Here is a 12,874-nt window from a genome sequence, read left to right as displayed (position 1 = left end):
GATCATGGGGCATGCGTCCCGATGACTGGCACCTCACCGACGACCTGGACACCTTCCTGACGCGCGCCGGGGGTTTCCTCCGCTCGCGCCCGGCCCTGCACACCGTCCCGCTGACGGTGACCGAGGGACTGCGGACGCGCGGCTTGCAGTACTACGGCGCCGAGCGACCCTACTTCGGCGTACTGGAGTCGGAGGGCGAGGTCCGCGCTGCCTACTTCCGCACCCCGCCCTATCCGCTGAACGTCACGCCCCTCACCGCCGAAGAGGCCGACTCCCTCGCCGCCCACCTGGCCGGTCTGGGCCGCACGGTCCCCGGAGTCCTGGGTGAGCGCTCCACAGTCGAAGCCCTGGCGAAGTCCTGGGAGGGCCGCACCGGGGCGACGGCGACGCTGCGGCAGCGGCAACGGCTGTACCGGCTGGACACGCTGACCGTCCCGCAGCCGATACCGGAGGGGCGGCCGAGGATCGCCGGCGCGGCGGACCGGGAGCAACTGGTGCGGTGGTACGGCGAGTTCATGGACGCCATCGGTGAGAGCGGCGCGGAGCGGGCGGAGGGCTGGGCCGACTTGCGCATCTCCGACGGCGGGGCGACGTTCTGGGAGGGTGCTGACGGGACCCCCGTGGCCATGGCGGCGGTGACACCGATGGTTGCCGGTCAGATCCGGGTCGCCCACGTCTACACCCCGGCCCACCTGCGCGGCCGCGGATACGCCGGGGCGGTCACGGCGGAGGTCAGCCGGGCGGCCCTCGCGGCGGGCGCGGACGAGGTGCTGCTGTTCACGGACCTCGCCAACCCGACCAGCAACGCGCTGTACCAGCGGATCGGGTACCGGCCGGTGGCGGACTTCGCGGCGTACGACTTCACGGCCTGAGCCGCGACCGAGCCAGGATCCATGGGAGCGCAAGCGTGGCTGAGCGGCACCAAGGGGGTGTCCTGGGCACCTGCACCTACATCGATCTCGATGTGCTCAGCCCGCAGAGTCTCCCCCTCATGCCGGAACTGACCGCCGTGACGTTCGCGGAGTTGCAGCAGGGGGTGGCCATGGCCAAGGATCCCGCGGTGCGGGCGGCGCGAATGGAAAAACTGGGAGCCGCGGTCGCCGACTTCGAGCCGCTGCCCTTCGACGGGGATGCCGCTGCCAGGTACGGCACCTTGGTGGCGCTGACCATCGCGGCGAACAGGGACCCTCGCCGCATGGACCTGATGATCGCTGCGATCGCCTCGGCGAGAGGCTTGCCGCTCTTCACCCGGAATGCCGGGGACTTCAAGGGGCTTGAGAGCGCGGTCCTCATTGTCCCCGTCTGACCCGGACGCCTTGCTCCGGCTTTACGGCCACAGCAGTTCCTTGGCCCAAGCCCCGTTCTTCCGGCGGTAGTTCAGCCGTACATGCTGCCGACGCTCGTCCCCCTGGAAGAACTCCACCTCGTCAGGCCGAAGCCGGTACAGGGTCCAGGTGGGCACCGGAGCGTCGGGCTCCTGCTGGGCCCGTTCCCAGGCGGCCTCGGAAGCGCGCGCCAACTCCTCCACGGAACCCAGGACTTCACTCTGACGTCCGGTGAGGGCGGCGGCGAGGGCGCCGGTCGAGCGGGCGTGCAGGTCGCCCTGGGAGTCCTGGGCCGGGGCGGCGGTGACCGGCCCTCGTACCCGCACCTGGCGGCCCAGCGCCGGCCAGTAGAAACCGAGGGCCGCATACGGCCGTGCCGCCAGCTGGCCGCCCTTGCGACTCGTCGAGTGCGTCGCGAAGGCCCAGCCGTCCGCGTCGGCGCCGTGCAGCATCACGATCCGTACGTCCGGGTTTCCGTCCGCGTCCGCCGTGGCCAGCGACATGGTGTGCGGCTCCTTCTGCCCGGCCGCCACCGCCTCCGCGAACCACGCCGTGAAGAGGGGCAGCGGTTCGGCGGGGGCGTTCGCCGGGTCGAAGGGGCGCAGCTCCGTGACCTCCGGGTCCCAGACCCGCAGCGACCTCAGCAGTTCATGAAGATCCGTTCCCATGGGTCGAGTATCACCTGCCGGATCCGCGCACACGTCTAGCCGAACTGCCGGATGAAGGCCTGCCAGCTGTCGCGGGAGACGGTGAGGAGGGGGCCAAGCTCGACAACGGTTCGTGGGGAGGTCCCGCCGGGGCGAGTTGGCGGGGTACTTCCACGCGCTAGCGGGACCCCTCGCTGGTGCCGTGTCCGGTGTCGGCGAGCCAGCAGGCACCGCCCTGGGGGCGCCAGTCGAACCGGTCGAGCATGGCGACCACCCGACGCACCAGAGCCTCGGGACTGCCGCTCCACGCCTCGAAACCGTTGACGCCAAGGTCTCCCACGGCCATCAGCCGGCCGCACAGCAACTCGGTGAGCGCTTCCGCGGCCACGGCCCGGAAATCGCGGCCGGACTGTTCGGCCGTCTCCTGTGCGAGCCCGATCAGGCGGTCGACGGGCACCCAGTCGTCCTGCGCTTCCTCCAGCAGCTCGCTGATGATGAACTCCGTGTTCATGACGGCAGGTGCACCTTCTTTCAGGTGGACAACGACACGGCGATGGGTGGCGGGAACGGCTCCGAGATCACCGGAATCCCGTACACCTACACCGTCGGCTGACCCAGCCGTCCATCGAAACGACCGCGGCCGACCCTTACTCCTAAGGGTCGGCCGCGGAGTTCTTCGCCCATGCATGCGGCGTAGAACTCCTGGCTCAGAGCACCGACTTGTATCCGCCCCACCCGGTGGCGATCTTCGTGCGTCCGCCGAAGGAGCCCGTGCCGTTTCCGTTGTTGCGCCACAGGGTGCCGCTGGTGTCCCTGGACACGAGGTCGGCCTTGCCGTCACCGGTGATGTCCCCGACGCCGACGATCACGTTGTACGAGCCGCCCCAGTCGGTGAAGAGCTTCACCGGCGCCTTGAAGGTGCCGTCGCCCTTGCCGTCGTAGCGGTAGAGATTGTTCGACTTGTCCTGGACGAGCACATCCCCGACGCCGTCGCCGTTGAGGTCACCGGTGCCGACGACCTTCTTGTACGTCTTCCAGTTGTCGTAGAGCTTCACCCGCGCCGACAGCTTGCCCGTGCTGGTCCCCTTGTAGAGGTACACGGCGCCGGTGGAGGCGTTGCGGGCGAGCAGGTCCGGGCGGCCGTCCTTGGTCACGTCACCGGGCGAGGTCAGGACGTCGTACTGCGTCCAGCCGCTGGTGCCGAGGGTCGTGTACGGCGTCGACGGGGTGACCGCCTTGCCGCAGCCCGGCGTGTACCGCCGCAGCGCTCCGGAGCTCAGCCGCACCAGCACGTCGTTGCAGCGGTCGCCGTTCAGATCGCCGTAGGACACGAACTTCGCGCTCGTCGGCCAGCCGCTGCCGGTGACCTTGCCGGAGAAGGTCCCCATGCCGGTGCCCCGTTGGACGGTGAGTCCGCCGGAGGAGTCGAGGGTGAGCAGGTCGCCGATGCCGTCGTTGCCGGCGTGGTCGCGGAGCGCCGCCGAGCCGTCCGTCACCTTGGTGGTGCCGGAGCGGGTGAGGGGCGCGCCGGTGCCGTCGGCGGGGGCGGCGGTGAGGGTCCAGGTGTAAGTGCCGTTCGGGACGAGGCGGCCGGTGGAGTCCTTGCCGTCCCAGGTGGCCGTCAGGAGGCCGCGAGCGGCGGAGCCGGACAGGGTGCGGACCGTGGCGCCGGACGCCGAGCGGATCGTCACCTGCCAGCCGGCGGCAGGCTTGGAGAGCCACCAAGTTCCGGACCAGCCCGCCGGCTTGGGGGTGACGGTCGCGTCGATCGCGGTGAGCGCGGAGGTGGGGACGCCAGGCGGGACGATGTGGACGCGCTGCTCCCGGTCGGCGTAGGCGACCTGGCCACCGAAGCGGTCCACGGTCCAACTCGTGCGCGCCCCGACGTTGTCCCGGCCGAGGTCGGTCCAGCCGGCGAGCTTGTGGTGCGGCAGATCGGCGTGGTTCCCGCTCGCCGGAAGGCCGTTGTGGAGGTCGAAGAGGGTCAGCCCGCTGTCCGAGTCTGTGCCGGCGAGGGCTTCGACGAGGTAGCCGTCGCCGAGCAGGACCCGGCCCTCCGGGGCGGTGGCCGTCTTCTTGGTCGTACGGTCGTAGACGCCCGAGCCCTGGACGTCACCCCAGGAGTCCTCGCACACCCAGTACACAAAGCGGCCCACGGCCTGGAGGTCGGACGGCGTGCAGCCGTTGCGGGTGGTGAAGATCTCCCCGGCGGTGCCGGAGGGGAGTCGGGTGGCGGTGACCTTGCCGCCGGTGGCCGCGCCGCTCCACAGGGTGTCGCCCCAGACGGCCGCGGCGACCCGGTCGCGCTTGAGGAGCACCTTGCCCGTGCCGGTGAAGTCGACGACGTACTGCTTGCCCGAGGAGGCACCGTCGACGACGCCGTACCGCCCGGAGAGGTCCTTCAGCTGCGGGGTGCTGTCGCCGGTGCCGACGCTCGGGCCCCAGCCGGTGGCGCCGTTGGCGCGCAGCATGGTCAGGCCGGACTCGGTGGAGTCCACACGGCCGTGGAAGCCGGTGCCGTCGGCGAACATCTGGATGCAGTGGGGGCGGTACAGGGAGCAGTCGCCGTCCCATCCGCTGATCAGGCCGTCCACCGTGGACTTGGCGATCCCGCTGCCGGTGAGCCACGTGCTGCGGTAGGCGCCGAGGATCGTGTCCGGCTCGTACAGCGTGCTGTTGTCGGCTGTGGTGAGGATGCCGCTGCCGAGGGAGAGGCCGTGGATCTGCGCGGGCATCGGGTCCACGGAAGTCACGCGGGTGCGGGTGAGAGAGCCGGTGTCGTCCTGCGCGATGCGGTAGATGCCCCAGTCGAGGTCGCCGCGTTCGACGTACTGCGCGGCGCCCGCCACGAGGAGGGAACCGTCGGGCGCCTGGACCATGTTGTGCGCGGACGGCTCCATGACCTTGGCCATGTCGGTGGCCGTGCCGTCGGTGCTGAGGGCGAACAGCGGCTGGCCCCGGTACTTGTTGTCGCCGGGGGCGGTCGGTTCCCGGCCGATCAGCTTGTCGCCGACGACGCCGTACGACGCGTCGGAGGTCATGGAAGCCGTGTCGAAGGTCCGTGGCGCGGCCGACAGGTCGTCACGGTCGTACAGGTCGGCCATGCCGCGCCCGGGGCGGAGCCGCAGCACCGAGTCCTTCGACAGCTGGAAGCCGGTCACTTCCCAGTGGTCGGTGTCGTTCACCCGGTCGGGCAGCGCGGTGAACACGCCCGTGGTGAGGTCGACGATGCCCCAGTGCCGCTGGGTTCCTTCGTCGCCGTCCGTCTCGTAGCGGAGGACGACGGACCGCGCGTCACCGTCCTCGACCGAGAAGTTCCGTTCTCCCTCCGGCAGTCCGGTCACCGGGGTCTCGGCGACCCCGCCACCGTCCTGGGCGCGCATCAATCGCAACGCACCGGTGCTCTTGCTCGCGGTGAGGACCGTGTCTCCGAACGTGCCCCGGTAGTCGTCGTACTCCGACACCGGTACGACCGTCGAGCTGCCGCCCTTGAGGAGGGTGACCTGGTCGTTCTCGTCGGAGTAGAGGGCCACGGTGTCGGAACCGCGCCCGTAGTAGCCGGTCTGGAAGGACGGGTACGACAGGTAGGAGCCGTCGTCGATGTTGTACTGGACCGGCACATCCAGCCGCTGCTCCAGTGCCGTGGTGGTGCCGGAGGCGTAGTCCGTCCACAGGAACCGGTCGTCGCCCTCCTGCGTCCAGAGGAACCCGCTGGTCCCCGCGTTGAGGATCTGCGTGGCCCGGGGCACGGCCCGTGCGGCGGCCGGTACGACGATCTCCCCGGCCGTGGCGGCGACGGACGGTGACGGCAGCGCGGCGAGCGGGAGGCTCAGCGTCAGCGCCGCCGCCAGGACGACCGCCGTACGGGCAGAGGGTCTGTGTCGGCCAGGTTGGGCCACGGTTCCTCCGGAAGGCAAGAAGAAGCATGGCGGGACTACGGCGACACCCTGGTCGCCTCCCGGCCCCCCGGCCGCTCCCCCCACGCGAGTGGGGGGAGACTAACAGCATGGGCATGGCAAGGTGCCAGCCGGTCGGGGTCAGACCGTCGTCTGCCGTCCCAGGCACGGGCCTCGGGTGTGCGGCTCAGTACAGCCACACGCCCAAGGCGATGATCGCGAGGCCCACGACCCCGAAGCACCCCGTCGTGGCAAGGAGCACACGCCACAGCCCCCGGTAACGTGGCTGTTCGGAACTGCGCCAGGTGCTGACAGCCGCGAGCACTCCCGCAAGGATGAGCGCGCCTCCACCGGCCACGACGAGGAACCCGAAGAAATGTCCCCAGGTGAACGGGTGATGGGGGTTCGGGGTCCAGACAGCCGCAAGTCTCACGCCGCCGATCGCTCTCACTCGTCCTTGGTCAGATCCTGGACATCCGACTCGATGCCGGAGCCGGCGGCGTAGACGCCCGTGTTCAAGGTGGTCCCCACGGTGTTCTTGAACGCGCCGTCAGCGAGCTTGCCCCGGTCGCTGAGGTTCTCGCCGCCGAGACTCCCATGCTGCTCCAAGGCATGGTTGACGCCGTGGTTCTGGGCGTTTCCGAAGGCACCGGTTGCGGCGTTCGTGAGAGCGTTCTGGCCCATCGTCGAGGCGTCCTGACCGCTGATGACGTCGGCCGTGAGCCCACCGGCCACATTGCCGGCCGCGCCGTTGACGGTGGTGCCGAGCAGGCCGTCTCCCCTGAGGATGGTGCCGGCCACCCCGGTGAGTCCCGCCGTCTCCGCGACCGCCGCACCACCGCCGGTGAATACAGCCGTTCCGGCGGCGGCCCGGGTGCCGTTGACGAGATCGTCTCCGACGGTCACGGGCTGACCGTGGACAGCCTGGTTGAGCATCGTGCTGGCGGAGTCGGCGACGAAGTTCGTGACGAAGCTCTCCGCGCCCTTCGTGAGGAACTTCGCACTGAACTCGGCCACCTTGGTGAGCACCTCCGCCAGCTTCACCGCCCCTTCCTCGCTGAGCTTGCCGAACCGCTCCAGCAGCGCCGCCACCTTCTCCGCAGCCGACGTGAACAGCTTCACCAGGTCGACGATCTTGGCGACCCGGGTGGCCACGGCCGTGTTCGCGACGAGGTCGGAGAGGAAGCCGGTGAAGAAGGAGAGCGCCGCGCCCGCGATCTCCATCTCGGCGATCTCGACGCAGATGTCGATGATCTCCTCGTTGATCTTGTCGATCTCGTCGGCGTACGCCCGCAGCCCGTCGGCCACCTGGTGGAAGTTGTGCGCGACGTCGTCGATGACGCGCTTCTGCTCCGCCCAGTGCTTCTCGAAGGCGTCGTGGGCCTCGCCGTGCCAGCCCTGCCTGTCGACGCCCTGGATCTGCACGTCGAGGGCGTGTGCGACCTCGGTCAGCTCGTTGCCCATGGTGTCCCAGGCACCGGCGATCGTGCGGAGCGTGTCGCCGTTGCCGCCGGGGAGTTCCACCCCGCAGGCCTGCAGGATGTCCAGCACCTTGCCGTCGATCCAGCTGTTGATGCTCATGCCGGGCCTCCCGTGGGCCGGGTCGCGGCGCGGAGGTGGTCGATGGCGGTCTGGTCCGAGTTCTTGTAGTTGGTGGCGTTGAGACGCAGCCGGTCGCCGTCGCTGGTGAAAACGGCGGGCAGTTGCCCGAGCGCCTTGAGGGTGCCGGTCAGCAGCGTCTGGTACTTCTGCGCCGCACCGTCGCAGGCGCCGAGCAGGCCGAAGGCCTCTCCGATCTGGGACGCGGTCGCCGCGAAGGCGTCGATCGGCTTCGCCAGGTCCTTCGCTTCTCTGTCGAACTTCCCGGCAAGCTGGTCCAGCGTGTCCGGGTCGACACCGAACTGGCTCATTCTCGCTCCCCCGTTGTTGAGTACATGAGCAGAGACCAGCAGTACCGGAGGCGGTGATCCGCCGGGAAGAGCTGTTTGCGGGTTCAAAAGGACTGTTTGCAGGATCAAGACGCGACGATGACGCGCCCTTTGGCCGGCTTCCTCCAGGGCGCAGCCAGGCCGCTTACCTGTGAGGTCATCGACCCCGAGATCTCGTCCTGCCACGATCGTCCGCACACGGACCCCGACCGACCGGAAGGACGGCGACACGTCATGACCGCCTACGCCATAGCCCACCTCCAGGAAGCCGCCCCGCACCCGGAGATCGCCGAGTACATCGAGCGGATCTCCGGCACCTTCGAGCCGTACGGCGGCCGTTTCCTGGTGCACGCCACGCAGCACGAGGTGAAGGAGGGCGGCTGGCCCGGGCATGTCGTGGTGATCGGTTTTCCCGGGATCGCCGAGGCGCGGGCCTGGTGGGACTCGCCCGCGTACCAGGAGATCGCGCCGTTGCGCTCGCGGCACATCGACGGCGACATCATCCTGGTCGACGGCGTTCCCGTGGACTACGACCCGGCCTCCACCGCACGTGCGATACGGGAGGCCCTGCCTGCCGAGTAGCCCGCTCGGCTGATCACCTGCCGAGGACCACCGTCCCGGAGGAGCAGAACCAGCCCCCGGTGCCCGAGGCCACCCCCAGCCGCGGCAACTCCCCGTCGGCCGCCCGTACTTGCCTCGCGCCCGCCTCTCCCCGCAGTTGCCGTACCGCCTCCACCAGGAGGAACAACCCCCGCATCCCGGGGTGTTGGGCCGACAGCCCGCCGCCGTCCGTGTTCACCGGCAGCTCCCCGCCCTCGACCCTCAGCCGCCCCTTCTCCACGAACGCCCCGCCCTCCCCCTTCCCGCAGAACCCGAGGTCCTCGAGCGTCACCAGCGTCATGTAGGTGAACGCGTCGTAGATCTGCGCGAAGTCCATTTCCGAAGGCCCGACCCCGGCCCGCTCGAACGCCAGCCGCCCGCTCACCGCCGCCGGCGACACCGTGAAGTCGGGCCACTCGGACATGGTGGCGTGCGAGACGTGCTCCCCGGTGCCGAGCACCCAGACCGGAGCGGTACGGCAGTCGCGTACGTACTCCTCGGCGGCCAGCAGCACCGCCGCCCCGCCGTCGGAACGTATGCAGCAGTGCAGCTTGGTGAAGGGATCCGCGATCATCGGGCCGGACAGCACCTCGTCCACGGTGACCGGGGTGCGGAACATGGCCTCCGGGTTGAGCGCGGCGTTCGCCCTCGCCTGTACGGCGACGGACGCCAGCTGCTCGATGGTCGTGCCGTGTTCGATCATGTGGCGGCGGGCCGCCATCGCGTACTTGGCGATCAGCGTGTGGCCGTACGGCACCTCGAACTGGAGCGGGCCCCGCGCGCCGAAGGAGAGGTTGCCGGTGCGGCGGCCCGCCCTGATGTCCGCGCGGGCCGTCGAGCCGTACGCCAGCAGGACCGCGTTCGCGTGCCCCGCCGCGATCGCGTCCGCCGCATGGGCCGCCATCACCTCCCAGGTCGAACCCCCGACCGCCGTGGAGTCGACCCAGGTGGGGCGCAGGCCCAGGTACTCGGCCACCTCGACGGGAGCGAGCGTGCCCGTGCCCGCCGAGGCGAAGCCGTCCACCACCCCACGGGCCAGCCCCGCGTCGGCCAGTGCGCGGCGGGCCGCCTGGGCGTGCAGGGTGTACGGGGTCGCGTCGTCCACGCGGCCGCAGTCCGAGAGGGCGACGCCGACCACGGCGACCTTCCGGCTCCGGGGCGTCGACCGGTGTGTCGTCGGGGGAGTCATGAGCGGCCTCCTGCCTCTGTGCATATCGCTGCGCCGCTCCTAATATGACGGACCGTCAGATACTGAGGGAAGAGAGTGGGGGAGAGCCATGGACGCCGGCTTCACGGCCGAGCAGGACGGGATCCGCCGCGCCCTGCGCGAACTGCTCCGCAAACGCTGCGGCCCCGAGGAGCTGCGCGCCGCCCTCGACACCCCCGCCGGACACGACCCGGCCCTGTGGACCGCGCTCGCCGACCGGCTCGGCCTGCCCGGACTCGCCCTCCCGGAGGCGTACGGCGGCATCGGCTGTTCGGCGGCCGAACTCGCCCTCGCGGCAGAGGAGCCGGGCAGGGCCCTCGCCCCCTCCCCGCTCCTCGCGACGTGTGTGCTCGCCGCACCCCTGATCCTCGCCCTCGGCACCGACACCCAGCGCGCCGCCCTGCTGCCCCGCATCGCCGACGGCACCCTGACGGCAGCCCTCGCCGTCCCGGGCGCCGCCCTCGCCACCGCCCTCGCCCTCACCGGCACGGGCGACGGCGACTGGGCCGGCGGGGGCCGCGCGGGAGGCGTGCAGGCCAGGTGGGCCGGTGACGGCTGGCGGCTGTACGGACAGGTCGACCAGGTGCTGGACGGCCACAGCGCGCGGCTCCTGGTGGTCGCCGCCCACACCGGCGGCTTCGCCCGCTCGCGCACCCTCCTCTTCCTCGTGGCGGGGGACGCGGCCGGGCTCGTACGTGTACGGCAGACCGCGCTCGACGCGACCCGCCCGCAGGCGCGGGTCCAATTACGGGACACGGAAGCCGAGTTGCTGGGCACGGAAGACGGGGGCGAGGTTCTCGCGGCCCTCTCCGCGGTGGGTGACACGGCCGCCGCCGTGCTGGCCTGCGAAGCCGTCGGGGCCGCCGACCACGCGCTGGAACGGACCGTGGAATACGTGAAACAGCGCGAGCAGTTCGGCAGGGCGATCGGCTCCTTCCAGGCGGTGAAACACCGGCTGGCCGACGTGTACGTCCAGGTCCAGGCGGCGCGCTCGGCCGCCTACTACGCCGCCTGGGCCACCGCCCACGAATCAGGAGGTGTGGCGCGGAGCGCCTCGTTGGAAGGGCGGGGGCCGGAGACGGGTGGGCAGGTGGGCGGGCTCGCCCTCGCGCAGGCCCTTGAGGCGCTGCGCGCCGCCGCGGCCGAGGGGATCCAGTTGCACGGCGGCATCGGTTTCACCTGGGAGCACGAGGCGCATCTGTACTTCAAGCGCGCCGCGGGCGACGAACTGCTGTTCGGGCCGGTGCACCGGCTGCGGGCGCACGCCGCCGACGGGGCGCACCTTTTCGAACTCGGCCGGGAGGTGGCGGTGTGATCGGCGAACGGCTGGTGCAGAAGGTGTCCTCGACGAGGGGCTTCGCGAAGGTGGCGCCACACGTGGTGCCGAGGCTCGACAGGGCCGTACACCGGCTGACGCGCGGAAAGTACCTGCTCAGTGCGCAGATGCTGCCCGGAGTGATCCTGACGAGCACGGGTGCGCGCAGCGGCCTCCCCCGTCGTACGCCCCTCGCCTGCATGCCCGAGGAGGGTGGCTGGCTCCTCATCGGCTCCAACTTCGGCCGCACCGACCACCCCGCCTGGACCCACAACCTCCTCGCCCGTTCCGACGCCGAGATCAGCTGGAAGGGCCAGGACATCCCGGTCACGGCCCGGCTGCTGGAGGGAGAGGAGAGGACGGCGGCCTGGAAGGCGTTGTTGGCCTTCTGGCCGCCGTATGCGACGTATCAGGCTCGGGTGGAGCGGGAGATACGGGTGTTCAGGGTTGTGCGGAGGTAGTCGGTGTCAGCGGGACGACTGGTTATGGGTGCAGGCCACGTCGTACTGGGAGACCGAGTGTGCGTTCTTGGAGTTCTGCGGCTGCTCGCCGGCGTAGTGGGTGCCGGCGTTGCCGTCGGGGTTGAAGGCGGAGCCGGGCGCACTGACCGAGTTCCCCGGAGGGTTGGGGGTCTCCTCGCAGGACGCGCCGGGCTGGGCCGCGAAGGCGATGCCCGCGCCACCGGCCATCAGAGCCACCGAGGCCACACCGACGGCCGCACGCTTCAGGAGGTTCATGATCGCCTCTCCTTTCGCGGAGTACCTGCCCATACGTACGTAAACCGGTCGCTAAGTGTTCAATGCGCTACAACGTCGCCAACCGCTGCACCAGCAAAAACGCCCCGATCCCCAGCATCGCCGCCCCCGATGTGCGCGTCACCGCGCGGGCGGCTGACGGGCGGGTGGCCAGGACCGCTCGGGCGCCCAGCCCCACCGTGAGGTAGACGGCGGCGCAGCACGCCATGTGGAGCAGGCCGAGGGTGGCGGTCTGGGCGGGGATCGGCAGGTTTCCGTGGGGGGTCAGGAACTGCGGCAGGACCGACAGGTACAGCAGCAGGCCCTTCGGGTTCAGGCCGCTGATCGTCGCGCCGCGCAGGAAGACTCGGGCGCGGGAGGTGTCCGCCAGTTCGTCCGCCGTCCCCGGCGCCCCGGGGCTGCGCAGCACCCCCCACCCCAGCCACACCAGATATCCGGCCCCCGCGACGGTCAGCAGCCGCGGCTCGCCCGCCACCAGCACCGCGAGTCCCGCCACCGCCAGCACCGTGTGCACCGCGTACCCGGCGACCAGACCGCCCACCGCCCACCCGACGGAACGGCCGCGCAGGCCGGCCGAGATCGCGTACGCCCAGTCGGCACCCGGCACGCACACCAGCAGAAGATCGAGGGCGAGGAAGGAAAGCAGCAGTCGGGTGTCCATGCGAGCGACATTAGGCGCGATTGGGTCGAATGTGTTTCTGGATTTTGCTCGATACCGGGTAGTCTGTGGAAAGATCTGCCCCATGGACGACGTGGATCGCAAAATCCTTGCCGAGCTGCAACAGGACGGGCGGCTGACCGTGACCGAGCTGGCCGGGCGGGTGCGGCTGAGTGTCTCGCCCTGCCATCGGCGGCTGCGGGAGCTGGAACGGTCGGGGGCGATCAGCGGGTACCGGGCGGTGGTGGACCCGGCCGCGGTGGGGCTGACCTTCGAGGCGCTGGTCTTCGTGTCCATGCGGCAGGAGGACCGGGACACGGTCGCCGAGTTCGAGCGGGCCCTCGCGGACATCCCCCATGTCCTGGATGCGCAGCGGCTCTTCGGGGAGCCCGACTATCTGCTCCGGGTGGCCACCGCCGACCTCGCCGCCTTCCAGCGGCTGTACGACGAGCGGCTGGCGACGCTGCCGGGCGTGCAGCGGTTGACCTCGACACTGGTGATGAAGCACGTGGTGCGGGACCGTCCGCTGCCCGCATAGCGCAG

At 70.6% G+C, this 12,874-nt stretch carries 14 protein-coding genes; 6 read left to right on the top strand and 8 right to left on the bottom strand.

Features of this window, described 5'->3' with window-relative positions:
• Positions 1 to 11 precede the first annotated feature (11 nt).
• Together ABT254_RS32475 and ABT254_RS32470 are read left to right on the top strand one after the other, a co-directional pair.
• Positions 12 to 872, top strand: coding sequence for a GNAT family N-acetyltransferase (locus ABT254_RS32475; protein ID WP_351477940.1), 861 nt, complete (start codon positions 12 to 14; stop codon positions 870 to 872).
• Between the two features lie 119 nt (positions 873 to 991).
• The gene (locus ABT254_RS32470; RefSeq protein ID WP_351477937.1) at positions 992 to 1,306 is read left to right on the top strand and encodes a PIN domain-containing protein; all 315 of its coding nucleotides are present in this window, start codon (positions 992 to 994) and stop codon (positions 1,304 to 1,306) included.
• 21 nt (positions 1,307 to 1,327) lie between these two features.
• On the opposite strand, the gene ABT254_RS32465 is transcribed toward ABT254_RS32470, so the two are convergent.
• The 5 genes from ABT254_RS32465 to ABT254_RS32445 all read right to left on the bottom strand — a co-directional run bounded on the left by ABT254_RS32465 (position 1,328) and on the right by ABT254_RS32445 (position 7,778).
• Positions 1,328 to 1,993: a pyridoxine/pyridoxamine 5'-phosphate oxidase gene (locus ABT254_RS32465; RefSeq protein ID WP_351477934.1), complete on the bottom strand. Its 666-nt coding sequence runs from the start codon at positions 1,991 to 1,993 to the stop codon at positions 1,328 to 1,330.
• Positions 1,994 to 2,150: 157 nt separating this feature from the next.
• Entirely contained in the window at positions 2,151 to 2,483 is a 333-nt protein-coding gene (locus tag ABT254_RS32460; RefSeq protein WP_351477931.1) for a hypothetical protein, read from the bottom strand.
• Positions 2,484 to 2,679: 196 nt separating this feature from the next.
• A complete protein-coding gene (locus ABT254_RS32455; RefSeq protein WP_351477928.1) occupies positions 2,680 to 5,871 on the bottom strand; it encodes an FG-GAP-like repeat-containing protein in 3,192 nt (1,063 codons plus the stop codon).
• A 444-nt stretch (positions 5,872 to 6,315) separates the two neighbouring features.
• Positions 6,316 to 7,449, bottom strand: coding sequence for a WXG100 family type VII secretion target (locus ABT254_RS32450; protein WP_351477925.1), 1,134 nt, complete (start codon positions 7,447 to 7,449; stop codon positions 6,316 to 6,318).
• Entirely contained in the window at positions 7,446 to 7,778 is a 333-nt protein-coding gene (locus ABT254_RS32445) for a WXG100 family type VII secretion target (RefSeq protein WP_351477922.1), read from the bottom strand. Before ABT254_RS32445 ends, ABT254_RS32450 begins: the two co-directional genes overlap by 4 nt.
• 252 nt (positions 7,779 to 8,030) lie before the next feature.
• On the opposite strand from ABT254_RS32445, the gene ABT254_RS32440 reads away from it, so the two are divergent.
• Positions 8,031 to 8,378: a DUF1330 domain-containing protein gene (locus ABT254_RS32440; RefSeq protein WP_351477919.1), complete on the top strand. Its 348-nt coding sequence runs from the start codon at positions 8,031 to 8,033 to the stop codon at positions 8,376 to 8,378.
• 13 nt (positions 8,379 to 8,391) lie between these two features.
• Here ABT254_RS32440 and ABT254_RS32435 read toward each other — a convergent pair whose 3' ends face one another.
• On the bottom strand, positions 8,392 to 9,585 hold the full coding sequence (locus tag ABT254_RS32435) for a thiolase C-terminal domain-containing protein (protein WP_351477916.1): 1,194 nt from the start codon (positions 9,583 to 9,585) through the stop codon (positions 8,392 to 8,394).
• An 88-nt stretch (positions 9,586 to 9,673) separates the two neighbouring features.
• Here ABT254_RS32435 and ABT254_RS32430 point away from each other — a divergent pair, with 88 nt between their 5' ends.
• Together ABT254_RS32430 and ABT254_RS32425 are read left to right on the top strand one after the other, a co-directional pair.
• On the top strand, positions 9,674 to 10,918 hold the full coding sequence (locus tag ABT254_RS32430) for an acyl-CoA dehydrogenase family protein (RefSeq protein ID WP_351477913.1): 1,245 nt from the start codon (positions 9,674 to 9,676) through the stop codon (positions 10,916 to 10,918).
• A complete protein-coding gene (locus tag ABT254_RS32425) occupies positions 10,915 to 11,379 on the top strand; it encodes a nitroreductase family deazaflavin-dependent oxidoreductase (RefSeq protein ID WP_351477910.1) in 465 nt (154 codons plus the stop codon). The genes ABT254_RS32430 and ABT254_RS32425 overlap by 4 nt, the downstream gene beginning before the upstream one ends.
• A gap of 6 nt (positions 11,380 to 11,385) precedes the next feature.
• Here the strand turns inward: ABT254_RS32425 and ABT254_RS32420 are convergent, their stop codons facing one another.
• Positions 11,386 to 11,655 carry a hypothetical protein gene (locus ABT254_RS32420; protein ID WP_351477907.1) on the bottom strand — a complete coding sequence of 90 codons (270 nt, stop codon included), beginning with the start codon at positions 11,653 to 11,655 and terminating at the stop codon, positions 11,386 to 11,388.
• Positions 11,656 to 11,722: 67 nt separating this feature from the next.
• Positions 11,723 to 12,334, bottom strand: a complete 612-nt coding sequence (locus ABT254_RS32415) for a LysE family translocator (RefSeq protein WP_351477905.1) — start codon at positions 12,332 to 12,334, stop codon at positions 11,723 to 11,725.
• Positions 12,335 to 12,416: 82 nt separating this feature from the next.
• Here ABT254_RS32415 and ABT254_RS32410 point away from each other — a divergent pair, with 82 nt between their 5' ends.
• A complete protein-coding gene (locus ABT254_RS32410) occupies positions 12,417 to 12,869 on the top strand; it encodes an Lrp/AsnC family transcriptional regulator (RefSeq protein WP_266956483.1) in 453 nt (150 codons plus the stop codon).
• The last annotated feature ends 5 nt before the right edge of the window (positions 12,870 to 12,874 follow it).

The sequence above is a fragment of the Streptomyces sp. NPDC001137 genome, from assembly GCF_040298885.1.
Classification (GTDB): domain Bacteria; phylum Actinomycetota; class Actinomycetes; order Streptomycetales; family Streptomycetaceae; genus Streptomyces.
The sequence above is the reverse complement of the archived record's forward strand: the minus strand, read 5'-3'. Positions and strand labels throughout refer to the sequence as shown.